This window comes from Pantoea eucrina, assembly GCF_020079945.1.
Taxonomy (GTDB): domain Bacteria; phylum Pseudomonadota; class Gammaproteobacteria; order Enterobacterales; family Enterobacteriaceae; genus Pantoea; species Pantoea eucrina.
In genome coordinates, this window is record NZ_CP083448.1 from 3,240,496 (window position 1) to 3,265,073 (window position 24,578).

Consider the following 24,578-nt stretch of genomic DNA (forward strand, 5'->3'; position numbering starts at 1 on the left):
ATTACTCCCCGGCTGCGATTCGGAAGGCGTTATCCAAATCGGCAATTAAATCTTCGTGATCTTCAATGCCGACGGAGACCCGCAGCAGTGTTTCAGAGATGCCGGCGGCTGCGCGTGCTTCCGCAGACATGCCGGCATGTGTCATGGTGGCCGTATGTGAAATCAGGCTCTCTACTCCGCCCAGCGACTCCGCCAGCGTAAACAGCTGCAGCGCTTTCAGAAAACGACGCAGCCGCGCTTCATCTGCATCCAGCTCAAAGCTTAACATGGCGCCAAAGCCACGTTGCTGACGTCGCGCATATTCATGACCGGCATTTTCCGGCAGAGAAGGATGATACAGCTTCTTCACCAGCGGCTGCTGCTTCAGATAGTCCACTATCGCCAGCGCGTTGCGCTGGGCCGCTGCCATGCGGGGTGCCAGCGTCCGCAGACCGCGCAGCAGCAGATAGCTGTCAAACGCCGCGCCGGTCACGCCGATGTTATTGGCCCACCAGGCAAGCTCGGTGGCAACGGCCGGATCTTTTGCAATCACCGTCCCGGCCACCACGTCAGAGTGGCCGTTGAGATATTTTGTACAGGAGTGGATCACCAGGTCGGCCCCGAGGGCGAGCGGATTTTGCAGCGCCGGGCTCAGGAAGGTGTTATCCACCACGCTGACGGCACCCGCCGCGCGCGCCGCCTGACAGATTGCCGCAATATCCACTACGCGCAGCAGAGGATTGCTCGGGCTTTCCACCAGCACCAGTTTTGGCTTTTCGGCCAGCGCTGCGGCCAGCGCTGCGCTGTCACCCTGGTCGACAAACTTCACACGGTAAGCCCCGCGCTTGCTGAGGCTGTCAAACAGGCGGTAGCTGCCGCCATAGCAGTCGTGGGGTGCGATCAGCAGATCGCCGGGCTTCAGGAATACAGTGGTCACCAGGTGAATCGCAGACATGCCGGTATTTGTCAGTACGGCACCCGCCCCGCCCTCCAGCTCAGCCAGCGCGCGCTGTACCACATCGCGCGTCGGATTGCCGCGGCGCGAATAGTCGTGGGCGCGCGGCTCATTAAAGTCGAGAAAATTATAGGTGCTGGAGAGATGAATCGGCGGGACTACGCAGCCATACTGCTCGTCATCATTCAAACCGCTGCGTACTGCGATGGTTGCCTGTTTGCGCGTCATGGGCTCTGCTGTTCCTGAAGAGGGGTAAAGTGCCCACAGGATAACATTCCGCTAACAGACGTCAATACATCTGGACATCTAAATGTCTTTGCGTATAGATTGAGCGCAGAGCGAATAACCGCTAAAATTATAGGTTATTGCCTGCTGAGCAGCGCATGCGCTTCATTAACGCGGCGCTGAAGCACAAAATCCACGGCGCAGGCGGTCAGGCACGCAAAAATCGGGCATAATCCACGGATCATCCCCTATAACACTTTTATTAATTAAGGTAACTCATGGCTGAATGGAACGGCGAATATATCAGCCCGTACGCTGAGCACGGTAAAAAAAGCGAGCAGGTTAAAAAAATAACGGTTTCTATCCCGCTGAAAGTGCTTAAAATTTTAACCGATGAGCGTACACGTCGTCAGGTGAACAATCTGCGTCACGCCACGAACAGTGAGCTGCTGTGTGAAGCTTTTTTGCACGCGTTTACCGGTCAGCCTCTGCCCGACGACGTTGACCTGCGCAAAGAGCGCAGCGATGAGATCCCGGAAGAAGCGAAGCAGATTATGCGCGAGATGGGCATCGACCCGAATAGCTGGGAATATTAAATTCTGGTATAAAAAAACCCAGCCGAGGCTGGGTTTTCTTTTGCATCCGGGATAACCCGGCGGCAAATAAATCTTATTTTTTGCTGCCCGGAATGCTGAAACGCTTGTTGAAGCGATCAACGCGGCCGCCGGTGTCAACAACACGCTGCTTACCAGTATAGAACGGGTGGCATTTGCCGCACACGTCCAGGTTCAGGTCGTGGTTCATGGTAGAACGGGTGTTGATCACGTTACCGCAAGAGCAAGTGATGGTCACTGCTTCGTACTTCGGGTGAATACCTTGTTTCATGGGAAAACCTCATAAAAGGCCGTGTCGCTCTCCATGCCAGGCGAACCTGCACAGCACCACACGCGGTTGAACATTATATGTATCTCTGACGAGCTATCTCACCAGAGGCGGCATAGTATACAGAATTTAACCGCCCGAGGCAAACATTGCTCAGCCATACACGCCTGCGGCCCCAGCGTGTACACTACCGTCCCTGATTACAGAACTGGATAGAGATCGCAATGTCCGTCGTAAAGGTTGCCCTGCCCGTCCCGCTACCGCGCCTGTTTGATTATCTGCTCCCTGCTGACGCTGCGCAGCCGGCAACCGGCAGTCGCGTCAGCGTGCCTTTTGGCAACCGTAAGCTGACTGGCATTGTGACCGGCGTGACCGAAAGCAGCGATCTGCCGCTGAAGCAGCTGAAACCGATAGAAGCCGTGCTGGATGACAGCAGTCTGTTTTCGCCCGCGCTGTGGCGCATCCTCAACTGGGCGGCCGGTTACTATCATTCACCCGTCGGGGAAGTGCTGAGTCATGCGTTACCGGTTCTGCTCCGCCAGGGGAAACCGGCACAGGAAGCGCCGCTGTGGCAGTGGGCGATCACGGAGGCCGGACGGGAAGTGGCGCCGGAAAGTCTGAAGCGTGCACCAAAGCAGCAGCAGGCGCTGGCCGCGCTGCGTCAGCAACCGCTCTATCGTCATCAGGTAAACGAACAGAGCTTTAACGACGCCGCTCTGCAGGCGCTCAGAGCCAAAGGGCTGTGCGAGCTGCGCGAGCATGCGCCATCTGCCGCGGACTGGCGGACGCATTTTGCCATTAAAGGCGAGCGTCTGCGGCTCAATACCGATCAGGCCATGGCCGTCGGGGCTATCCGGGCGGAAGACGATCGCTACGTTCCGTGGCTGCTGGCCGGGATCACCGGCTCCGGTAAAACCGAGGTCTATCTCACTATCCTGGAAAACATTCTGTCACGCGGCATGCAGGCACTGGTGCTGGTGCCGGAGATTGGCCTCACGCCGCAGACCATTGCGCGCTTCCGGGAACGTTTTGATGCCCCGATTGATGTGCTGCACTCTGCGCTGAATGACAGCGAAAGGCTGGCGGTCTGGCTGCGCGCCCGGCGCGGCGAAAGCGCGATTATTATTGGTACGCGCTCTGCGCTGTTCACCCCGCTGGCGCGGCCTGGCGTAATCATTATCGATGAAGAGCATGACAGCTCCTATAAACAGCAGGAGGGCTGGCGTTATCAGGCCCGCGATCTGGCGGTGTTTCGTGCACATGAAGAGAACATCCCGATTGTCATGGGTTCGGCCACACCCGCGCTGGAGACGCTGCATAACGTGCGCGTCGGCAAATACCGGCAGCTTAATCTCACCCAGCGCGCCGGTAATGCAAAGCCCGCTTTGCAGCAGCTGATCGATCTGAAAGGACAGCCGCTTAAGGGTGGTCTGGCGCCGGCGCTGCTCAGTAAAATGCGCCAGCACCTGCAGGCGGATAATCAGGTGCTGCTGTTTCTGAACCGGCGCGGCTTTTCACCGGCGCTGATGTGCCACGACTGCGGCTGGCTGGCGGAATGCCAGCGCTGCGACAGCTACTACACGCTGCACCAGCATCACCGCCAGCTGCGCTGCCACCATTGCGACAGCCAGCGTCCGCTGCCGCTGCAGTGTCCCGGCTGCGGTTCAACCCATCTGATGCCGGTTGGCGTAGGCACAGAACAGCTGGAGCAGCAGCTGGGCACGCTGTTTCCGGACGTGCCGGTTTCGCGCATCGATCGTGATACTACCAGCCGTAAAGGTGCGCTGGAGCAGCATCTGGCGGATGTGCATCGCGGCGGCGCGCGTATTCTGGTGGGCACGCAGATGCTGGCAAAAGGCCATCATTTTCCTGATGTTACGCTGGTGTCGCTGCTGGACGTTGACGGCGCGCTCTTCTCGGCTGATTTTCGTGCCACAGAACGTTTCGCGCAGCTCTATACCCAGGTTGCAGGTCGCGCCGGACGCGCCGGCAAACAGGGTGAAGTACTGCTGCAGACGCACCATCCGGAGCATCCGTTGCTGCAGACGCTGCTGCATCGCGGCTACTTCGCCTTTGCTGACCAGGCGCTGCTTGAACGCCAGTCGGTGCAGCTGCCGCCCTGGACCAGCCACGCGCTATTTCGTGCCGAAGATATGGATAATCAGCAGGCTGCCGCTTTTCTCGTCCAGCTGCGTAATCTGCTGGAGGCGAGCCCGCTGAAAGATGAAGCCACCTGGCTGATGGGCCCGGTGCCGGCGCTGGCGCCAAAACGCAGCGGTCGGTGGCGCTGGCAGCTGCTGCTGCAGCATCCGTCACGCAAACGCCTGCAGCAGTTATTAAGCAGTTCGCTGCCGCTGCTGAGCACATTGCCCGCTGCACGCAAAGTAAAATGGACGCTGGATATCGATCCCGGCGAGAGCTGATGGCATCCGCATCTGCGAGCCAGATCGAAAAAAGTCGAACAAGTCACAGTTTTTATGCAAATTAAGTAACAGCCCTGCCCGCCAATGCGTTATCAATAGGATCACCCGGCCAGGACCGGCCCTTGCAGACAAACTGTACGCTGTATCACGCCAGGAGTAACACGTTGGACCCGAAGCAAACTTCATCTGCTGCCACGATGAAAGATGTGGCTGAGCACGCAGGCGTCTCTACGGCGACCGTTTCCCGGGCGCTGATGAATCCGGAGAAAGTGTCAGCCGCAACCCGGCAAAAAGTCGAGCAGGCGGTCATTGCGACAGGCTATGCATCGCATGGCCTGTCGCGCAATGCCAGACGCAATGAAACCCGGACTATCCTGGTGATTGTGCCCGATATCTGCGATCCCTTTTTTAGCGAAATTATCCGCGGCATTGAGGTCACCGCCGCGCAGCAGGGGTACCTGGTGCTGATTGGCGACTGCGCGCATCAGGATCATCAGGAAAAAACCTTTCTTGATCTGATGCTGACGCGACAGATTGACGGCATGGTGCTGCTGGGTTCACAGCTGCCGTTTGACGCCGATCCTGAAGCGCTGCGCAGCCTGCCGCCCATGGTTATGGGAAATGAATTCGCGCCGGAGATGGCGCTGCCCACCGTGCACATTGACAACCTGACCGCGGCGTTTGAAGCCGTTAACCATTTGCTGCAGCTCGGGCATCGTCGTATCGCCTGTATTACCGGGCCTGAAGCGGTTCCGCTCAGCCAGTATCGGCTGCAGGGTTATATTCAGGCGCTGCGCCGCAGCAGCATCCCCGTTGAACCGATGTTTATCGTACGCGGTGATTTCTCGTTTGAAGCCGGTGCCCGCGCCCTGAAACAGCTGATGAGTCTGCCGCAGCCCCCGGAAGCGCTATTCTGTCACAGCGATCTGATGGCGCTGGGCGCCATGAATCAGGCGCGCAAACTGGGGATGCGCATTCCGCAGGATCTCTCCATCGTTGGCTTTGATGATATTGAGCTGGCGCGCTATTACGAACCGCCCCTGACTACCGTGGCGCAGCCGCGCTTTGATATTGGCCGCGAAGCGATGCTGCTGCTGCTGGATGAGCTGCAGGGCAAGCGGGTAAATAATGGTTCGCGCCTGCTGGATGCAGAACTGCGCGTGCGCGGCAGTACAGCACCGGCTAAAAAGCGTTAGGTCACACGTGCCGCACTGCACATTTTCAGCAGATTCTGAAGGCAGACTCTGCTGGTCAAAGTTCGCACCCTTGAGTAACATGGCGCATTCATTGCCGGGCGGTTTACACCTCATTTATACCCGTCATTTTTCAAGCTGTAGCCAGGCTGGCTGCAACTCACACTGTTCAGGGTCTACGCCCGCAGGCATTTTGAAGGTATCAGGACGAAAGTGGCACAGAGAGATTATGTAGGCCGCGGGCGTTCAACAGGGACGCGTCGCAAAAAACCCGCCGGTCGCAGCAGCAGCAAAAAAAGCAAAGGCGGATCGGGTATATCGAAACTGATGGTAGTGCTCGCTGCCGCAGTACTGGTCACTTTTGCCGGTGGTTTATGGTTCATCGCGCACCATAAAAAAGAAGAGACGCCGGTTATCCCGAATCATAAAGTTAGTGGTAATGGCCTGCCGCCCAAGCCGGAAGAGCGCTGGAAATACATCAAAGAGCTGGAAAACCGGCAAATTACGGTTCCCTCACCGACTGAGCCTTCAGCCGGCGGCGAAGTGCAGTCGCAGACGCAGCTGACCGATGAACAGCGCCAGCTGCTGGAGCAGATGCAGGCGGATATGCGCCAGCAGCCTACGCAGCTGAACGAAGTGCCGTGGAACGAGCAGACGCCGGCTCAGCGTCAGCAGACATTACAGCGTCAGCAGGTACAGCAGCAGCAACGTCAGCAGCAGATACAGGCACAGCAGCAGCAGTTGCTGCAGCAGCAGACTCAGCAACGACAACAGCAGCAACAGCAACGTCAGCAGCAGATACAGGCACAGCAGCAGCGTCAGCAGCAGTTGCAGGCTCAGCAGCGCCAGCAGCAGCAGGCTGAACGACCGGCACCGGTACAGCAGGCAAAACCAGAAACCACCAAAGTGAAGCCGGAAGAGAAAGCCTCCACACAGCGCTGGATGGTGCAGTGTGGCTCCTTTAAAGGCAGCGATCAGGCGGAATCTGTGCGCGCCGGTCTCGCTTTTGAAGGTTTTGAAAGCCGTATCACGACCGGCGGCGGCTGGAATCGCGTGGTGATTGGTCCGTTTAAAGATCGGAGTAAAGCTGACAGTACCGTGAAGCGGCTGCACAGTTCCGGTCACGGCAGCTGTATTCCGCTCGCCCTGCCCTGATAGCCTGAGCCCTGCTCCCGGCCTCACTCTACCGCCGGGAGCAGGCGTAGCCGAATTAAGACAAACCCCATCGCCCTGAGGGGTTGAAACCTTCTTAACCCACCCCATATCTGTTTGCATGATACGCCGCGCCGGGTGCGCGGTGTCTTTTTTCAACTGCAACAAGGGGTCTGCCCGTGACAACAATAGTAAGTGTACGACGCAACGGCCGGGTCGTTATTGGTGGTGATGGCCAGGCAACGCTTGGCAACACCGTAATGAAAGGCAACGTCAAAAAAGTGCGTCGTCTTTACAACGATAAAGTGATTGCGGGCTTTGCGGGCGGCACTGCCGACGCCTTTACCCTGTTTGAACTGTTTGAGCGTAAGCTGGAAATGCATCAGGGTCATCTGGTTAAAGCCGCGGTTGAGCTGGCAAAAGACTGGCGGACCGATCGCATGCTGCGCCGTCTTGAAGCGCTGCTGGCGGTAGCGGATGAGAACTCTTCGCTGATCATCAGCGGTAACGGCGATGTTATTCAGCCGGAAAACGACCTGATAGCGATCGGCTCCGGCGGCCCCTACGCCCAGGCAGCGGCACGCGCGCTGCTGGAAAATACCGACATTGGTGCACACGATATTGTTGAGAAAGCGCTGAACATCGCCGGCGATATCTGTATCTACACCAACCATAATATTAACTACGAAGAATTACCGTCTAAGGCGTAAGGACCTGAATCATGTCTGAGATGACTCCACGCGAGATTGTCAGCGAGCTTAATCGCTTTATCATCGGCCAGGACGGCGCTAAAAAAGCGGTTGCCATTGCGCTGCGTAACCGCTGGCGCCGCATGCAGCTTGACGAAGAGCTGCGTCACGAAGTGACCCCGAAAAATATCCTGATGATTGGCCCGACCGGCGTCGGTAAAACCGAAATTGCCCGTCGTCTGGCGAAGCTGGCCAACGCCCCGTTCATTAAAGTTGAAGCGACAAAATTCACCGAAGTTGGCTATGTCGGTAAAGAGGTCGATTCGATTATCCGCGATCTGACCGACTCCGCCATCAAAATGGTGCGCAGCCAGGCGATTGAAAAGAATAAATATCGTGCTGAAGAGATGGCCGAGGAGCGCATTCTCGACGTGCTGATCCCACCGGCTAAAAACAACTGGGGCCAGCCAGAGCAGAACGCCGAGCCATCAGCTGCGCGTCAGTCTTTCCGCAAAAAACTGCGCGAAGGTCAGCTGGATGATAAAGAGATTGAGATCGACCTTGCCGCCGCGCCGGCTGGCGTAGAGATCATGGCGCCTCCGGGCATGGAAGAGATGACCAGCCAGCTGCAGTCCATGTTTCAGAACCTGGGCGGTCAGAAACAGAAGCCGCGCAAGCTCAAGATCAAAGATGCCATGAAGCTGCTGATTGAAGAAGAAGCGGCAAAACTGGTTAACCCGGAAGAGCTGAAGCAGGACGCTATCGACGCGGTAGAGCAGCACGGTATCGTGTTTATCGATGAGATCGACAAAATCTGTAAGCGCGGCGGCCAGTCTTCTGGTCCGGACGTTTCACGCGAAGGCGTGCAGCGCGATCTGCTGCCGCTGGTTGAGGGCTGTACCGTTTCGACTAAGCACGGCATGGTTAAAACCGACCATATCCTGTTTATCGCCTCCGGCGCATTCCAGGTAGCCAGCCCGTCCGATCTGATCCCGGAACTGCAGGGTCGTCTGCCGATTCGCGTTGAGCTGCAGGCGCTGACCGTGAACGACTTCGAGCGCATCCTTACTGAGCCTAACGCTTCCGTCACCGTGCAGTACAAAGCGCTGATGGGTACGGAAGGCGTTAATGTGGACTTCACCGAGGATGGTATCCGCAGGATTGCTGAAGCAGCCTGGCAGGTTAATGAGACCACTGAAAATATCGGTGCACGCCGCCTGCATACTGTACTGGAGCGTCTGATGGAAGATATCTCCTATGACGCCAGCGATCGCCACGGTGAGTCCATTACCATCGACGCTGAGTATGTCGGCAAGCATCTGGATGTACTGGTCGCAGACGAAGATCTCAGCCGCTTCATCCTGTAACACCCTTCTGATCGTTTCTGCTGCCCGGCCACTGCGCCGGGCATTTTTTTGCGCAGCATATTGATGCGGCGCTGCTTTTTGCCGGTGATGATTTTGCCAACACTCTTCAGATAGCGATATACTTATCTTTCCTGTGGCAAACAGACGGCATCCTTATGAAATACGATACATCTGAACTCTGTGACATCTACCATGAAGAAGTGAATGTGGTTGAACCACTTTTTTCCAACTTCGGTGGACGCACCTCATTCGGTGGGCAGATTACCACAGTCAAATGTTTTGAAGACAACGGCCTGCTTTACGACCTGCTGGAAGAGAACGGGCGTGGACGAGTGCTGCTGGTAGATGGCGGTGGCTCGGTACGTCGTGCGCTGGTGGATGCCCAGCTGGCGCGGCTTGCGGCGCAAAATGAGTGGGAAGGTCTGGTCGTTTACGGCTCGGTGCGGCAGGTTGATGAACTGGAAGAGCTGGAAATTGGCATCCAGGCGATTGCCGCTATCCCCGCTGGGGCGGCCGGTGAAGGCATTGGTGAGAGCGACGTACGCGTAAACTTTGGCGGCGTAACCTTTTTCTCCGGCGATCATCTCTATGCGGATAACACGGGCATCATTCTGTCAGAAGATGCGCTTGATATTGAGTAAACCGCAAACAAAAACGGGTGCCTGAGCACCCGCAGGTTTAAGCGCAGGTGCTTAAACCTCTTCCATTTTTCCCAGCAGTGCCCGCAGACGTTCCTGCCAGACATGCTGCTCTTCCTTCAGATGCTGATTTTCACGCGCCAGCGCGTCCTGATTGCCGGAAGCCTGGCTCACTTCGTTTTTCAGCGTATTGTTCTGCTCTTTCAGCTCTTCAATTTCCATTTGCAGCAGCGTGATGGTATCAATCGCCTGCTGTACTTTCGCTTCCAGTTTCTCAAATACTTCAAATGACATCGTTCTGACCTCTCCTAAAACTCGCAAGGCGTTGATGAAGCTGTAGCTGCCTCAATAAAGACGCATACAGCCATGTTGTCCCGATTGTATGTAGCCAAACCCGGCAAGTCCAGCGGCACGGGGCATTGGCGGCCAGTCTGTAACACTTTTCAGCTAATGCTTAAAAAATAAACCCGTTGCCAGTCATGATGCGCTAAGTGCGTTAAGAGACAGATTAATTGGCCTTAAAGAAAGGTAAAAGACGCGAAAACGCGCATTTTTATGACGCAGTACACAGAATTCAATTTCGCTATTTCTCGTTTATGTTCGTTAACGATAAATTCACATCAACCCTACATTAGCGCTGGGCGACTCAGGGATTGAGAACAAAAACTGATAACATTTAACCTCGCTTCAGGAATTCCATTATGAGTCAGACAACGAACACACTCAAAGGTCAATGTATCGCCGAGTTTCTCGGCACCGGTTTGATTATCTTTTTTGGCGCGGGCTGTGTGGCTGCGCTGAAGCTGGCCGGTGCGGCATTCGGTCAGTGGGAAATCTGCATCATCTGGGGTCTGGCTGTTTCGATGGCGGTCTATCTGAGTGCGGGCGTCTCCGGCGCGCATCTCAATCCGGCGGTCACCGTGGCGCTCTGCCTGTTTGCTAATTTTGAAGGGCGTAAAGTTTTACCTTACATTCTGGCGCAGGTTGCCGGCGCCTTCTGTGCCGCTGCACTGGTATACGGCCTTTATTACAATCTGTTTTTCGATTATGAAGCGAGCCATCAAATGGTGCGTGGCAGCGTGCAGAGCCTCGACCTGGCGGGTATCTTCTCTACTTATCCTAATCCGCACATCACGGTCGGTCAGGCGTTTCTGGTAGAGATGGTGATCACAGCCGTACTGATGGCGGTTATCATGGCGCTGACTGACGATGGCAATGGCGTACCGCGTGGCCCGCTGGCGCCGCTGCTGATTGGTCTGCTGGTTGCTATTATCGGTGGTTCAATGGGTCCCCTGACCGGCTTTGCGCTCAACCCGGCACGTGACTTTGGACCGAAACTGTTTGCCTTTATCGCTGGCTGGGGTGACGTAGCCTTCACCGGCGGCAAAGATATTCCTTACTTCCTGGTGCCTGTATTTGGTCCGCTGGTGGGTGCATGTCTGGGTGCCTTTAGCTATCGTGCGCTGATTGGTCGCCACCTGCCGGTAAACATCGCAGAAACCAGCAAAACAGAAAAACCTGTAGCGCGCGCTGAACAGCGTAAAGCGTAAGTTTCACTCTTAATCATCAGGACATTATTATGACTACGCCAGATAAAAAATATATCGTCGCGCTCGATCAGGGTACTACCAGCTCCCGTGCCGTCGTACTCGACCATGACGCCAACATCGTTGCTGTTTCACAGCGTGAGTTTACGCAGATCTACCCGAAAGCGGGCTGGGTTGAGCATGACCCGATGGATATCTGGGCTTCACAGAGCTCAACGCTGGTGGAAGTGCTGGCACACGCTGACATTAACTCCGATCAGATCGCCGCTATCGGTATCACTAACCAGCGTGAAACCGCCATCGTCTGGGATAAAGAGACCGGCAAACCTATCTACAATGCCATTGTCTGGCAGGATCCGCGCACCGCTGACTACTGTAATAAGCTGAAGAAAGAGGGACTGGAAGAGTATATCCAGCACACCACGGGTCTGGTGATTAACCCTTACTTTTCCGGCACCAAAGTGAAATGGATCCTCGATCACGTCGAAGGCGCACGCGAGCGTGCGAAACGCGGCGAGCTGCTGTTTGGTACCGTGGATACCTGGCTGGTCTGGAAGATGACGCAGGGCCGTGTGCATATCACTGACCATACCAACGCCTCGCGTACCATGATGTATAACATCCACAAGCTGGAGTGGGATGCACGCATGCTGGAGATCCTCGACATTCCGCGCGAAATGCTGCCGGAAGTTAAAGGCTCTTCTGAAATTTATGGTCAGACCAACATTGGCGGTAAAGGCGGCACGCGTATTCCGATCGCCGGGATTGCAGGTGACCAGCAGGCGGCCCTGTATGGCCAGCTCTGCGTACAGCCTGGCATGGCGAAAAATACCTACGGTACCGGCTGCTTTATGCTGATGAATACCGGTACTGAAGCGGTAACCTCTACCCACGGCCTGCTGACCACTATCGCCTGCGGCCCGCGTGGCGAAGTGAACTATGCGCTGGAAGGTGCCGTATTTATCGGCGGCGCCTCGATTCAGTGGCTGCGCGACGAAATGAAGCTGATCAACGACTCCACCGATTCAGAATATTTTGCGCTGAAAGTTAAAGATACGAACGGCGTCTATATGGTGCCGGCATTTACCGGCCTGGGCGCGCCTTACTGGGACCCCTATGCCCGTGGTGCTATCTTCGGCCTGACGCGCGGTGCCAATGCCAACCACATTATCCGCGCGACGCTGGAGTCGATCGCCTATCAGACGCGCGATGTACTGGAAGCGATGCAGAACGACGCCGGCACCCGCCTGCAGTCGCTGCGCGTTGACGGCGGCGCTGTCGCGAACAACTTCCTGATGCAGTTCCAGTCTGACATTCTCGGCACCCGCGTTGAACGTCCGGAAGTGCGTGAGGTCACGGCGCTGGGCGCAGCCTATCTGGCAGGCCTGGCCGTCGGCTTCTGGAACGATCTGGACGAGGTGCGTGCTAAAGCCGTCGTGGAACGCGAATTCCGCCCTGGCATCGAAACCACTGAGCGCAACCTGCGCTACGCGGGCTGGCAGAAAGCGGTTGCCCGTGCCAAAGCCTGGGAAGACGAAGCGTAAGTAACCCCCTGCCCGCGGTCCGTGCCGCGGGTTTCTCCCTCTCCCGCTTTTACCGCTGTGCTACACTGCCCGCCTGTTTTTCTGTCAGGTGCAAACCATGAAACGCGAACTCGCAATTGAATTTTCCCGTGTCACTGAAGCGGCAGCGCTGGCTGGCTATCGCTGGTTAGGACGTGGCGATAAAAATGCGGCCGACGCCGCCGCCGTTAACGCCATGCGCATTATGCTCAACACCATCAACATTGATGGCCGCATCGTTATCGGTGAAGGCGAAATTGATGAGGCGCCGATGCTCTATATCGGCGAGCAGGTCGGCACCGGTCAGGGTGATGCCGTGGACATTGCGGTCGATCCGATTGAAGGCACGCGCATGACCGCTCTGGGCCAGGCTAACGCGCTGGCGGTGCTGGCAGTCGGCGATAAAGGCAGCTTTCTGCACGCACCAGATATGTACATGGAGAAGCTGATCGTCGGACCGGGAGCGCGCGGCGCTATCGACCTCAGTCTGCCGCTGGAAACCAATCTTAAAAATATCGCCATTGCGCTCGGTAAGCCGCTCGCGCAGCTGACGGTATCCATTCTGGCGAAGCCACGCCATGACGCAGTTATTGCCCAGCTGCAGGCGCTCGGCGTGCGCGTGTTTGCTTTTCCCGATGGCGATGTGGCCGCGTCGATCCTCACCTGTATGCCTGACAGTGAAGTCGATGTGCTGTATGGCATCGGCGGCGCGCCTGAAGGTGTCGTCTCGGCAGCCGTGATCCGCGCCATGGATGGTGACATGCAGGCACGCCTGCTGGCGCGGCATCAGGTTAAAGGAGAGAGCGAAGAGAATCGCCGGCTGGGCGAACAGGAGCTGCTGCGCTGCGCGGAAATGGGGATTGCGGTGGGCAGCGTGTTAACGCTGAATGAGATGGCGCGCAACGACAACGTGATTTTTGCGGCCACCGGCATCACCAGCGGCGATCTGCTGAAGGGCATTACCTGTAACGGCAATATCGCCACCAGCGAGACGCTGCTGGTACGCGGCAAGTCGCGTACCATTCGCCGCATCCAGTCGATCCACTATCTGGATCGCAAGGATACGGCGCTGCACCCGTTTATCCTGTAACCGTCTGCTTGCCGCTCTCGGGATGACGTGAGAGCGGCCACCAGCACAGCAGCATCACCAGCGACGTGACAAACATCAGCAGGCCAAGGCTGGACTGATCGTGCTGCGGTAGCAGGGCAGAGAGCCACGCGACCACTCCTGAGCCCAGGTTCTGCAGGCCGCCAATCAGCGCTCCGGCGCTGCCCGCCAGCCAGGCGTAAGGCTCCATGGCACCCGATGTTGCCAGCGGGAACAGCATGCCGGCACCGAAGAAAAACAGCGCCGCCGGCACCAGCAGCGTCCAGATATTCATTACGCCAAACCATGACGGGATCCACATCAGCAGGCCAGCCAGCAGGCAGCTGTTTACCCCATACCACATCAGCGTATGCCAGGAGGTCTCTTCCCGGCCGGCAAACCAGGCACCAAAAAAGGCGGCCGGAATAGGCAGAATAAACAGAATGCTGACGGTCAGGCCATCCAGTCCCAGTACGCCGCCCATCAGCACACCGCAGCTCGCTTCAAAGACGGCGATGCCCGCCAGCGCGCCCACCAGCAGCAGCAGATAACGGATAAAATTGCCGTCGCTCAGCAGCGTGGCGTAGCGGCGCAGAAAAGGCGTAGCCGGTGCATCGCCCGGCCGGGTTTCCGGCAGCCAGCGCGCCATAGATGCCGTAACGCCCAGGCACAGCAGCAGCAGAAAGGCGAAGCAGGCGTGCCAGCCAATCAGCCGGGTCAGCAGCGCACCTATTACCGGTGCCAGCAGCGGACTCACCAGAATGCCCATATTCAGCAGGCTGTTGGCCCGCCGCAGCGCGGTTCCGGCATACAGATCGCGCGGCATCGTGCGCGCCATAACGCCGGCAACGCCGGTGCCGAGCCCCTGGATAGCGCTGCCCAGCACCAGCATCTGCAGCGATGAGGCGAACAGCGCGATCAGCGCACCACAGGCAAAGATCGTCATGCCGGTAAGGATCACCGGGCGACGTCCGACGCTGTCCGAGAGCGGGCCGTAGATCAGCTGCGATCCGCCATAGGTGATCAGATAGGCCGCCATGACCTGCTGCATTGCGCCGCTGCGCACGTTGAGCGCTTCTGCCATTACTGCCATAGCGGGCACATAAATGGTTTGTGCCATCTGACCCACGGCCACCAGCACAATCAGCATGAATAACAGAAAACGGTTTTGAGTTTTATCGATCTGCATGGAACACGATATCAGCCTGAAAAAAGAACGCGCCGGCAGCACTTAGGGTTCGCCGGCAGTAATGGCGGCAAAAATATCAGGATTACGTGGCAAATCGAGAGCTGAGCTGCAGGAAGCCAGGTTGCCAGCCGTCAACCTCCTGTACCAGACTGTAAACAGGTTGCTACAGGTAGTGATCTGTGCGGCGGATTTGTCGCAAAGAGCGCTTTCGCCGCCGCCGGGCTGACAAGCGCAGAGCGGGCTGGTAAAGATAGCGATAACCGGGAGAATTCAACAGGAGCACCTATGGCCGAGTGGATTAATGCAGAAGTTAAAGAGGTGAAAAACTGGACCGACGCGCTGTTCAGCCTGCGCGTTACTGCCCCTATCGATCGGTTTATCGCCGGGCAGTTTGCCAAACTGGCGCTGGAAATAGAGGGTGAGCGCGTGCAGCGCGCTTACTCCTACGTTAACGCCCCCGACGATCCGCTGCTGGAGTTTTATCTGGTCACCGTACCGGAGGGTAAACTCAGTCCGCGCCTGCAGGCGCTGCAGCCGGGTGATCACGTCATGCTGACCAAAGAGGCAGCCGGCTTTTTCACCCTGGATGAAATCCCTGACTGCCGCACCCTGTGGATGCTGGCGACCGGCACCGCCATCGGCCCCTACCTGTCAATTTTACAGCAGGGCGAAGGTCTGGATCGCTTTGACCATATTGTCCTGATTCACGCTGCGCGCTATGCCAGCGACCTTAGCTTTCTGCCGCTGATGCAGACGCTGCAGCAGCGGTATGCGGGCAAGCTGCAGATTCAGACCGTGGTCAGCCGTGAAAACAGCCCGGGTTCGCTGCAGGGCCGGGTACCGCAGCTGATTGAGAGCGGTGAGCTGGAGCGTGCCGTGGGTCTGTCGCTCGACGCAGAGAGCAGCCACGTTATGCTGTGTGGTAATCCACAGATGGTGCGCGATACCCAGCAGCTGCTGAAAGAGAGCCGCGATATGCGCAAACATTTCAAACGCAAGCCGGGCCACATGACCAGCGAACACTACTGGTAAGGATGCCGTAACATCCCGCCACGCTTTTCACCGCGCGGATTTTGACTTTCGGCGGTAAAACCCGTTTTAATCTGCCATAAGTGAATGATTCAGGGCCGATGCAATGAAGAAACTGTCAGCCGCGCTGCTGCTTAGCTGCGCGCTGTCATCTCCCGCCCGGGCAGACGAGCCGCCACCCGATCGCAGTGCGCATCTGCCGGTGGCGCCTTATCTGCTGACGGGCGCGCCTGCGTTTGATATGACGATCGCGCAGTTTCGTGAAAGCTATAACGCGGCTAATCCTGCACTGCCGCTGCTGGAATATCGTGCAATAGACAATCGTGATGACAAGAGCCATCTGACGCGCGCAGCCAGCAAAATCAGCGAAACGCTTTACTCTTCCACCGCGCTGGAACAGGGCACCGGAAAGATTAAAACGCTGCAGATCACATGGCTGCCGGTGCCGGGTCCGGAGATGAAGCAGGCTCAGCTGCAGGCGATGAATTATATGAGCGCTCTGCTGCGCTATTTCGTGCCGGGACTCTCGCCCGAAGAGGGACGCCAGAAGCTGGACGCGTTACTGAGCGCCGGCAAAGGCGTTCGCTATTTCAGCCGCACGGAGGGCGCACTGCGCTTTGTGGTGGCTGACAATGGCGACAAGGGCCTGACGTTTGCCGTAGAGCCGATTAAGCTCACGCTGGCTACTCCCTGATATCGCAGGCAGAAGTGACGAAAAGCAAAGCCAGCGCCCCTTTTGATCTCTATACTGTCTGGCAGACATCGCTGCCATGACGGCAGCGCTATTTCATGAATCGCGTAATGCGGAGGAACGAATGCGACATCCACTGGTTATGGGTAACTGGAAACTGAATGGCAGCAAGCAGATGACCGGCGAGCTGATTGAAGGTCTGCGTACCGCGCTGTCAGGCGTGGACGGCTGTGGTGTAGCGATTGCTCCACCGGCAATTTATCTGGATCAGGCAAAACATGCGATTTCCGGTAGCCACATTGCGCTGGGCGCGCAGAATGTCGATGTTAACCTTTCAGGTGCATTCACCGGTGAAACCTCCGCAGAGATGCTGAAAGATATCGGCGCAAAGTACATCATCATCGGTCACTCTGAGCGTCGCACTTATCACAAAGAGAGCGACGAATTTATCGCGAAGAAGTTTGCGGTGCTGAAAGAGGCAGGTCTGGTGCCGGTACTCTGCATCGGCGAAACCGAAGCGGAAAATGAAGCAGGCAAAACCGAAGAAGTGTGCGCGCGTCAGCTGGATGCCGTGCTGGAAACTCAGGGCGCAGCAGCGTTTGAAGGTGCAGTCATCGCCTATGAACCCGTCTGGGCTATCGGCACCGGCAAGTCGGCCACGCCAGCGCAGGCGCAGGCGGTGCACAAATTTATTCGCGATCATATTGCGAAGAAAGATGCCGCTGTCGCACAGCAGGTCATTATTCAGTATGGCGGCTCAGTAAACGATAAAAATGCGGCTGAACTCTTTACCCAGCCCGATATCGACGGGGCGCTGGTAGGCGGCGCATCGCTGAAAGCAGACGCCTTTGCCGTAATCGTAAAAGCGGCGGCAGCAGCGAAAAAAGCATAAGCTTTTTTATAACCTGTTTCAGGGCGGCCTTACGGCCGCCTTTTTTGTACATTTACTTATTGAGCAGCTGACACTGATAATCCTGGAGTTCGCCTGCCGATCCACCATTCAGCATCAGCCAGTTACGCTCCAGCGCCAGCAACGCTAATCGGCCATCCGGTAATGCTGTCAATGCCATCCCATAGTGCCCCATTTTTTCGCGCGCCCCTGCCACTTCTTTCGCCAGACGGATAAACGCACTTTGATTGAACAAGTGTGCTTCAGAGATTGCGCGAACCAGATAGCGATGCCGGTTTATTGTCACAGGCTGCCACGCGTCATGCAGGTGAGATGCCTGACTATCGAGCTGCTGACGCACCTCCGGACGCAGACAGGAGAGATGGATATGCAGCTGATTTTGAGAGCGTCCATACTGCGCATTGATCGCCAGAGAAAATGCGCTATCGCTGACTGGCTGACTGCCCTGAACCAGCAGATCGCGATGCTGCCAGGCAGCCGCGAGAAAGTTGGGCGTGTACGGGTCCAGCAACACCGGACTTTCCATACCAGATATTTTTTCGATGGGCATCAACAGATAATGATGCGGGCCTTTAATATCTTTGTAGATAACATGACCCTGCCGGAGATTAACTTCTTTGCAAGGGGCTGGTTTGCTGTGTTGCGCCATAGCGGGCACACACTGTTCGCTTACAATCCGCCACAGCGCCTCGCCATTCCGGTAGTAATAAAAAATGGCTATGCTCAGCATGACAATAATGATAACCAGACTCCACACCAGGCCTGATAAAAACCGATTCCTTTCTTTCATAATCAATCCCTTAGCCACTGATGAAATGGTCTTATTTTAATCAGTTACACAGCGTGATGACTATCATATATCGATTTTTATACAAAAAAAGGTCAGCTAAAAGCTGACCTTTTTTATCGCTCATAGTGGGTAATCAGGGCTTCATAACCTGATCGTAGCTGCCACCGTCGGCGAAGTGATCTTTCTGCGCTTTACTCCAGCCGCCAAATTTCTCATCTACGGTGAAGAGTTTTACTGGTGCAAAGGTACTGGCGAACTTCTTCGCGACCTCTGCATCACGCGGACGATAGAAGTTCTGCGCCGCGATAGTCTGGCCTTCCGGCGAGTAGAGATATTTCAGGTAAGCTTCCGCCACGCTGCGTGTACCCTGCGCGTCGACCACTTTATCCACTACAGAAACCGTTGGCTCTGCAAGAATAGACTCGCCTGGCGTCACGATTTCAAACTTATCTTTACCCAGTTTTTCTACCGCCAGATACGCTTCGTTTTCCCAGGCGATCAGTACGTCGCCTATTCCGCGCTCTACAAACGTATTGGTTGCGCCGCGCGCACCGGAATCCTGCACCTCAACATTTTTAAACAGCGCTTTCACATAAGCGAGCGCTTTAGCCTGGTCGCCCTGATTCTGATCAAGCGCCCAGCCCCATGCCGCCAGATAGTTCCAGCGGGCACCGCCGGAAGTTTTCGGATTTGGCGTGATCACGGATACGCCAGGCTTAGTCAGATCTGACCAGTCATGAATATTTTTGGGATTGCCTTTGCGTACCAGAAACACAATGGTGGAGGTATAGGGCGCAGAGTTATCCGGCAGGCGTTTGATCCAGTTTTTGTCGATACGTCCGCGCTCAGCAATCGCATCCACATCAGACTGCAGCGCCAGCGTAACCACATCGGCACGAATACCGTTGATGACGGAGGTCGCCTGCTTGCCGGAACCGCCGTGCGACTGACGGATCACCACGTTATCACCGGTTTCCTGCTTGTAATGGGCGCTGAAGGCCTTGTTATATTGTTCGTACAGTTCGCGGGTCGGATCGTATGAGACGTTTAACAGCTGATAATCCTTTGCCAGCGCACCAGACGATGCCAGTAACAAGGTGATGCCGATACTCCACTTATTCATTTCCTGCTCTCCCGCGTAGGTTATGCCGCAAGAGTGACACAAAGCGAACAGTGGATTAAAGAATTAAAAATAAGCAGTTATAACTTGCAGGAATATAAAAAAGAGGAAAAGGCGCGAACGGGATCGCGCCTGCATGCAGATCAGTAGAGCTTTTTCGCCGTATCGAGCCAGTCGCGCTTGAACGGACGCTTCATGTTCTCAATCGCGTCGATGATATCGTGGTGCACCATCTTCTCATTCTGGATCCCGACACAGCGGCCGCCATAGCCCTGCAGCAGCAGCTCAATCGAGTAAGCGCCCATACGCGACGCCAGAATGCGGTCGTAAGCACAGGGCGCGCCGCCGCGCTGGATATGTCCGAGCACGGTGGCGCGGGTTTCACGCTTTGTCTCTTCTTCGATGAAGCGCGCCAGATCGTCGATATCGCAGATGTGCTCGGTAATCGCCACGATGGCGTGCTTTTTCCCTTTTGCAATGCCCGCCTTAATCTCTTCAACCAGCTCTTCACGGGTATACGGGATTTCCGGCAGCACAATAAATTCGCAGCCGCCGGCAATCGCCGCGGCCAGCGTCAGATCGCCACAGTAGCGGCCCATCACTTCCACAATTGAGATACGCTGATGCGATGAGGAGGTATCGCGCAGGCGGTCAATCGCTTCCACCACCGTTTCCAGCGCGGTGAAATAACCGATGGTGTAGTCAGTCCCGGCCACATCGTTATCGATGGTGCCTGGCAGACCGATACAGGGGAAACCCATCTCAGTCAGCCGTTTGGCGCCCATGTAGGAGCCGTCACCGCCAATCACCACCAGCGCATCGATACCCCGCTTCTTCATGTTTTCGATCGCTGCCTGGCGTACCTCTTCATTGCGGAACTCAGGAAAGCGCGCCGAGCCGAGAAAAGTGCCGCCGCGGTTAATCATGTCAGAAACGCTGTAGCGGTCGAGATTAATCATGCGATCTTCATACAGACCCAGATAGCCGTCATAGATACCAAAGACTTCCAGGCCTTCACTCAGGGCGGAACGGACAACTCCGCGAATGGCTGCGTTCATGCCCGGGGCGTCGCCGCCACTGGTCAGTACTCCGATTTTTTTGATCATGACAACCTCTGGATTGTTCAAAACTAAGGATTATTCCCGCCGATCGACCGGGTCATGCCTGCTCCCGAACGTGGGGCTTAATAGTTGCAGATAGTATATCAAAGGCTCAATGCTGAATTGATTCAGGTCAGACAAGTTTTCGCTAATTTTTTAAAGAGTTGTTAGCGTTTTGTCATTTTTAACATATAAGCGCCTGAATTAGAAAAGCTAAAAGCGGAAAAAGCCCTGCTGATGTTCCGGTACGACCGAGCAGGGATCCTGGTGAATAATGATGTCAGAACCTGGAAATTTCCGGCGCAGCGCCTGTTCAATCTCATCAGCAACGTGATGCGCCTGAACCAGCGGCAGCGCATCTTCCATTTCCAGATGCAGCTGAATAAACCGCGTCGGCCCTGACTGCCTGGTACGCAATGCATGCGCGCCGCATACGCCAGGCCACTGTGTCACCAGTGCAATAATCTGCTGCTTCTCCTGCTCCGGCAGCGCGCGATCCAGCAGCGCCTGCACGGCTTCATATCCCATACGCAGCGCGTTATAGAGGATATAGACGCCGATCCCCAGCGCAAACAGCGCATCAGCACGCGCAAAACCGTAGCTGCTCAGACCCAGCGCCACCAGAATCGCGCCATTCATAACGATATCTGACTGATAGTGCAGCATATCGGCGCGAATCGCCTGACTGCGGGTGCGCCGTACAACCCAGCGCTGGAAAGCCACCAGCGCCAGCGTGGAAAAGAGGGCAACAATGGTTACGACAACGCCGACCAGCGGCGCGCGCAGCGTTTCCGGTTTTGCCAGGTGCTGAATGCCGGTCAGAAACAGAAAGAGCGCGGAGCCGGAGATAAACATGCTCTGCGCCAGCGCCGCCAGCGATTCTGCTTTGCCATGGCCGAAAGTGTGATCATCGTCGGCGGGCTGCAACGCATAACGCACCACCAGCAGATTGGTCAGCGAGGCGGCGATGTCGACCAGCGAATCCACCAGTGCCGCCAGCACGCTGACCGAGCCGGTGTACCACCAGGCAAAAATCTTGACCAGCAGCAGCGCCAGCGCCAGTGAGGTAGCGGCCAGCGCAGCGCGCCGGACCAGTGTTGCGTACTCAGAATCCATGTTTCGCCCTATTAAACAGATGCGCGTGCCCGTCTTAACTGAAAACAAGTTTATCATCAGTCCGGCAGAGCTGCGTCTGCGATGCGCTATTCACCGGCAACGGCATACGGCGGGCAAAAAAAACCCCGCTATCATGGCGGGGGAAGACAGGGATGGTGTCTATGGCAAGGAAAAACAGGGATACTATGTTACTGGTTACTACTGGTGCTACTCACTGCTTGCAGCGATGACGACGACTGCAATCCTGAGAACCGACGAACATCATTCAGCCGGCGTTCATGATTCTTTTTTAACGCTGCCTGCTGCACAGGCGTCAGCAGGTGATACATCTGATTACGAACCCGGGCCATCTCAACCTGCAGGTCAACCTGCGCGCGGGCCTGTTTTTCAGCCAGCTGGCGGATCGCCGATTCATTAAATTTGTCTGCAGTGACAAGGTCATGCATAGTTTCAATATCCTGAACGCTTAACACCGGGCGCTCATGACGTGCTTGCTGCATCAGGTCCCGCATTTGCTGCCGCTGCTGTTCGGTAAGCTCAATACCATCGAACATGTGACTTTGCGGATTTTGCGTCATACTGCCTGTCGTCAAGCCGCCGTTTTGATGCATCTCTTCAATCGCTGTCGTCTCTGCTGCAACTGCGCTGGCGTGACTAAGAACCATCGCTGAAGCAATGACGATGACGGTTAAGTTGCGCATCGTTTACTCCCGGTTTGCTCTGTTTTGCGATTCAACGAGACCCAGTTTACGGCGGCAGCTGCAAACAACCGTCAGGGGGTGTAAAACTACGTAAAGCGTTGGATTGCCAGTGTGGGAACACGGTATTTTGCCTGCGGAGGGCAATAAAAAATGAATAAAATCCTGTTGGTAGATGACGACCGCGAATTAACTTCGCTGCTTAAAGAATTACTCGAAATGGAAGGGTTTGAAGTCATTGTAGCCAGCGATGGAGAGCAGGCACTTACTCTGCTGGACAGCTCTGTTGACCTGCTGCTGCTGGATGTCATGATGCCGAAGAAAAACGGTATCGATACGTTGAAAGAGCTGCGTCAGCAGCATCAGACGCCGGTCATTATGCTGACCGCGCGCGGCAGCGAACTGGATCGCGTTCTGGGGCTGGAGCTGGGGGCGGATGACTACCTGCCTAAACCGTTCAACGACCGTGAACTGGTGGCGCGTATTCGTGCGATCCTGCGTCGTTCAAACTGGAGCGAGCAGCAGCAACAGCAGCACGATACCAGTTCGCCGACGCTTGAAGTCGACTGCCTGCGTCTGAATCCGGGGCGCCAGGAGGCGAGCTTCGATAACGAAACACTCGATCTCACCGGCACCGAGTTCACGCTGCTTTACCTGCTGGCGCAGCATCTTGGCCAGGTGGTATCGCGCGAGCATCTCAGTCAGGAAGTGCTTGGCAAACGCCTGACGCCCTTTGACCGTGCCATCGATATGCATATCTCCAACCTGCGCCGCAAACTCCCTGAGCGTCGTGATGGCCATCCATGGTTCAAAACGCTGCGCGGACGCGGCTATCTGATGGTTTCTGCATCATGATAGGCAGTCTGACGACCCGCATCTTCGCCATCTTCTGGCTTACGCTGGCGCTGGTGTTGATGCTGGTCCTGATGGTGCCCAAGCTCGATTCGCGTCAGATGACCGCTCTGATGGAAAGCGAACAGCGGCAGGGCACCATGATTGAACAGCATGTGGAAGCGGAACTCTCTCAGGATCCGCCTAATGACCTGATGTGGTGGCGCCGGCTGTTTCGCGCTATCGACAAATGGGCGCCCCCGGGTCAGCGCCTGCTGCTGGTCACCAGTGAAGGCCGGGTCATCGGCGCACAGCACAATGAAATGCAGGTGATCCGCAACTTTATCGGTCAGTCAGATAACGCCGATCACCCGCAGAAGAAAAAATATGGCCGCGTTGAGATGGTTGGTCCCTTTGCCGTACGCGACGGTGAAGATAACTATCAGCTCTATCTGATCCGACCAGCCACCAGTTCTCAGCTCGATTTTATCAACCTGTTATTCGACCGGCCGCTGCTGCTGCTGATTGTCACGATGCTGATTAGCTCTCCGCTGCTGCTCTGGCTGGCATGGAGCCTGGCTCGACCAGCGCGCAAGCTGAAATACGCGGCGGATGAAGTGGCCAGCGGCAATCTGCGTCAGCATCCTGAACTGGAGTCAGGTCCGCAGGAGTTTCTGGCGGCCGGATCCAGTTTTAATCAGATGGTCAGCGCGCTTGAGCGCATGATGACTGCCCAGCAGCGCCTGTTGTCCGACATCAGCCATGAGCTGCGCACTCCGCTGACGCGCCTCCAGCTGGCTACGGCTCTGCTGCGTCGTCGTCATGGCGAAGGGAAAGAGCTGCAGCGCATTGAGACCGAAGCGCAGCGGCTGGATGGCATGATCAACGATCTGCTGGTGCTGTCACGTACCCAGCATAAAAACGCCCTGGTCAGCGAGGCGATGAAAGCAAACCAGCTATGGAACGGCGTGCTGGAGGATGCGCGCTTTGAAGCGGAACAGATGGGTAAAACCATGGAAGTGCCCTATCCGCCTGGCCCGTGGCCGCTGTATGGCAACCCGCATGCGCTGGAGAGCGCTCTGGAGAACATCGTGCGCAATGCGCTGCGCTATTCTGATTCACACATCAGCGTGAGCTTCTCGGTGGATATTCAGGGCATTACCGTTCACGTGGATGATGACGGTCCGGGCGTAAGCGAAGAAGATCGCGAGCAGATTTTCCGCCCGTTTTATCGCACTGATGAAGCGCGCGATCGCGAGTCTGGCGGCACCGGGCTTGGGCTGGCGATTGTGGAGACGGCCGTACAGCAGCACCGCGGCTGGGTCAAAGCAGATAACAGCCCGCTGGGCGGGCTGCGCCTGACGCTCTGGCTCCCGCTATACTCTGCCCGCCAGTAATTTGTTAT

General features: G+C 56.3%; 24 protein-coding genes. 15 read left to right on the forward strand and 9 right to left on the reverse strand.

From position 1 onward, the window contains the following. Window position 1 precedes the first annotated feature (1 nt). Window positions 2–1,162: a cystathionine gamma-synthase gene (gene metB / locus LAC65_RS15405; RefSeq protein WP_039381178.1), complete on the reverse strand. Its 1,161-nt coding sequence runs from the start codon at window positions 1,160–1,162 to the stop codon at window positions 2–4. A gap of 275 nt (window positions 1,163–1,437) precedes the next feature. Between metB and metJ the strand changes: the two genes are divergently transcribed. Continuing rightward, window positions 1,438–1,755, forward strand: a complete 318-nt coding sequence (gene metJ / locus LAC65_RS15410) for a met regulon transcriptional regulator MetJ (RefSeq protein ID WP_039381180.1) — start codon at window positions 1,438–1,440, stop codon at window positions 1,753–1,755. Between the two features lie 73 nt (window positions 1,756–1,828). Here metJ and rpmE read toward each other — a convergent pair whose 3' ends face one another. Continuing rightward, complete coding sequence (gene rpmE, locus LAC65_RS15415) at window positions 1,829–2,044, reverse strand: 50S ribosomal protein L31 (RefSeq protein WP_039381182.1); 216 nt, start codon at window positions 2,042–2,044, stop codon at window positions 1,829–1,831. A 221-nt stretch (window positions 2,045–2,265) separates the two neighbouring features. Here rpmE and priA point away from each other — a divergent pair, with 221 nt between their 5' ends. The 6 genes from priA (at window position 2,266) to rraA (ending at window position 9,506) form a co-directional block, all read left to right on the forward strand. Next, a complete protein-coding gene (priA, locus tag LAC65_RS15420; protein ID WP_224144793.1) occupies window positions 2,266–4,464 on the forward strand; it encodes a primosomal protein N' in 2,199 nt (732 codons plus the stop codon). 197 nt (window positions 4,465–4,661) lie between these two features. Beyond that, entirely contained in the window at window positions 4,662–5,660 is a 999-nt protein-coding gene (cytR, locus tag LAC65_RS15425; protein ID WP_420852415.1) for a DNA-binding transcriptional regulator CytR, read from the forward strand. Between the two features lie 210 nt (window positions 5,661–5,870). After that, complete coding sequence (ftsN, locus tag LAC65_RS15430; protein ID WP_039381191.1) at window positions 5,871–6,812, forward strand: cell division protein FtsN; 942 nt, start codon at window positions 5,871–5,873, stop codon at window positions 6,810–6,812. Between the two features lie 176 nt (window positions 6,813–6,988). Beyond that, entirely contained in the window at window positions 6,989–7,519 is a 531-nt protein-coding gene (hslV, locus tag LAC65_RS15435) for an ATP-dependent protease subunit HslV (protein ID WP_071668633.1), read from the forward strand. A gap of 11 nt (window positions 7,520–7,530) precedes the next feature. Continuing rightward, window positions 7,531–8,865, forward strand: a complete 1,335-nt coding sequence (gene hslU / locus LAC65_RS15440) for an HslU--HslV peptidase ATPase subunit (RefSeq protein ID WP_039381194.1) — start codon at window positions 7,531–7,533, stop codon at window positions 8,863–8,865. Between the two features lie 155 nt (window positions 8,866–9,020). Further along, window positions 9,021–9,506 (forward strand): ribonuclease E activity regulator RraA, encoded by a 486-nt coding sequence (rraA, locus tag LAC65_RS15445; protein WP_039381195.1) that lies wholly within the window; start codon window positions 9,021–9,023, stop codon window positions 9,504–9,506. Between the two features lie 51 nt (window positions 9,507–9,557). Here the strand turns inward: rraA and zapB are convergent, their stop codons facing one another. After that, entirely contained in the window at window positions 9,558–9,797 is a 240-nt protein-coding gene (gene zapB, locus LAC65_RS15450; RefSeq protein ID WP_039381198.1) for a cell division protein ZapB, read from the reverse strand. A gap of 407 nt (window positions 9,798–10,204) precedes the next feature. On the opposite strand from zapB, the gene LAC65_RS15455 reads away from it, so the two are divergent. From LAC65_RS15455 to glpX, 3 genes are all read left to right on the forward strand, one after another. Next, the gene (locus tag LAC65_RS15455; RefSeq protein WP_039381201.1) at window positions 10,205–11,053 is read left to right on the forward strand and encodes an MIP/aquaporin family protein; all 849 of its coding nucleotides are present in this window, start codon (window positions 10,205–10,207) and stop codon (window positions 11,051–11,053) included. Between the two features lie 29 nt (window positions 11,054–11,082). Next, window positions 11,083–12,594: a glycerol kinase GlpK gene (glpK, locus tag LAC65_RS15460; RefSeq protein ID WP_039381204.1), complete on the forward strand. Its 1,512-nt coding sequence runs from the start codon at window positions 11,083–11,085 to the stop codon at window positions 12,592–12,594. A gap of 97 nt (window positions 12,595–12,691) precedes the next feature. Then, window positions 12,692–13,702 carry a class II fructose-bisphosphatase gene (gene glpX / locus LAC65_RS15465; protein ID WP_039381207.1) on the forward strand — a complete coding sequence of 337 codons (1,011 nt, stop codon included), beginning with the start codon at window positions 12,692–12,694 and terminating at the stop codon, window positions 13,700–13,702. Here glpX and emrD read toward each other — a convergent pair. Next, window positions 13,692–14,888, reverse strand: a complete 1,197-nt coding sequence (gene emrD, locus LAC65_RS15470; protein ID WP_039381210.1) for a multidrug efflux MFS transporter EmrD — start codon at window positions 14,886–14,888, stop codon at window positions 13,692–13,694. The genes glpX and emrD overlap by 11 nt on opposite strands. Window positions 14,889–15,173: 285 nt before the next feature. Between emrD and fpr the strand changes: the two genes are divergently transcribed. The 3 genes from fpr to tpiA all read left to right on the forward strand — a co-directional run bounded on the left by fpr (window position 15,174) and on the right by tpiA (window position 17,500). After that, entirely contained in the window at window positions 15,174–15,920 is a 747-nt protein-coding gene (fpr, locus tag LAC65_RS15475) for a ferredoxin--NADP(+) reductase (RefSeq protein WP_039381212.1), read from the forward strand. A 103-nt stretch (window positions 15,921–16,023) separates the two neighbouring features. Beyond that, window positions 16,024–16,611 (forward strand): YiiQ family protein, encoded by a 588-nt coding sequence (locus tag LAC65_RS15480; protein ID WP_039381214.1) that lies wholly within the window; start codon window positions 16,024–16,026, stop codon window positions 16,609–16,611. A 121-nt stretch (window positions 16,612–16,732) separates the two neighbouring features. Beyond that, the gene (tpiA, locus tag LAC65_RS15485) at window positions 16,733–17,500 is read left to right on the forward strand and encodes a triose-phosphate isomerase (RefSeq protein WP_039381215.1); all 768 of its coding nucleotides are present in this window, start codon (window positions 16,733–16,735) and stop codon (window positions 17,498–17,500) included. 52 nt (window positions 17,501–17,552) lie between these two features. On the opposite strand, the gene LAC65_RS15490 is transcribed toward tpiA, so the two are convergent. The 5 genes from LAC65_RS15490 to cpxP all read right to left on the reverse strand — a co-directional run bounded on the left by LAC65_RS15490 (window position 17,553) and on the right by cpxP (window position 22,345). Then, the gene (locus LAC65_RS15490; RefSeq protein ID WP_052246461.1) at window positions 17,553–18,308 is read right to left on the reverse strand and encodes a CDP-diacylglycerol diphosphatase; all 756 of its coding nucleotides are present in this window, start codon (window positions 18,306–18,308) and stop codon (window positions 17,553–17,555) included. Window positions 18,309–18,441: 133 nt separating this feature from the next. Continuing rightward, complete coding sequence (locus LAC65_RS15495; protein ID WP_039381216.1) at window positions 18,442–19,431, reverse strand: sulfate ABC transporter substrate-binding protein; 990 nt, start codon at window positions 19,429–19,431, stop codon at window positions 18,442–18,444. Between the two features lie 140 nt (window positions 19,432–19,571). Continuing rightward, window positions 19,572–20,534 (reverse strand): 6-phosphofructokinase, encoded by a 963-nt coding sequence (gene pfkA, locus LAC65_RS15500; protein ID WP_039381217.1) that lies wholly within the window; start codon window positions 20,532–20,534, stop codon window positions 19,572–19,574. 207 nt (window positions 20,535–20,741) lie between these two features. Then, window positions 20,742–21,644 (reverse strand): CDF family cation-efflux transporter FieF, encoded by a 903-nt coding sequence (fieF, locus tag LAC65_RS15505; RefSeq protein ID WP_039381218.1) that lies wholly within the window; start codon window positions 21,642–21,644, stop codon window positions 20,742–20,744. Window positions 21,645–21,832: 188 nt separating this feature from the next. Further along, window positions 21,833–22,345 (reverse strand): cell-envelope stress modulator CpxP, encoded by a 513-nt coding sequence (gene cpxP, locus LAC65_RS15510; RefSeq protein ID WP_039381219.1) that lies wholly within the window; start codon window positions 22,343–22,345, stop codon window positions 21,833–21,835. Window positions 22,346–22,495: 150 nt separating this feature from the next. Between cpxP and cpxR the strand changes: the two genes are divergently transcribed. After that, window positions 22,496–23,197: an envelope stress response regulator transcription factor CpxR gene (gene cpxR, locus LAC65_RS15515; RefSeq protein ID WP_039381220.1), complete on the forward strand. Its 702-nt coding sequence runs from the start codon at window positions 22,496–22,498 to the stop codon at window positions 23,195–23,197. Further along, window positions 23,194–24,570: an envelope stress sensor histidine kinase CpxA gene (gene cpxA, locus LAC65_RS15520; RefSeq protein WP_039381221.1), complete on the forward strand. Its 1,377-nt coding sequence runs from the start codon at window positions 23,194–23,196 to the stop codon at window positions 24,568–24,570. The genes cpxR and cpxA overlap by 4 nt, the downstream gene beginning before the upstream one ends. Window positions 24,571–24,578: the final 8 nt, after the last annotated feature.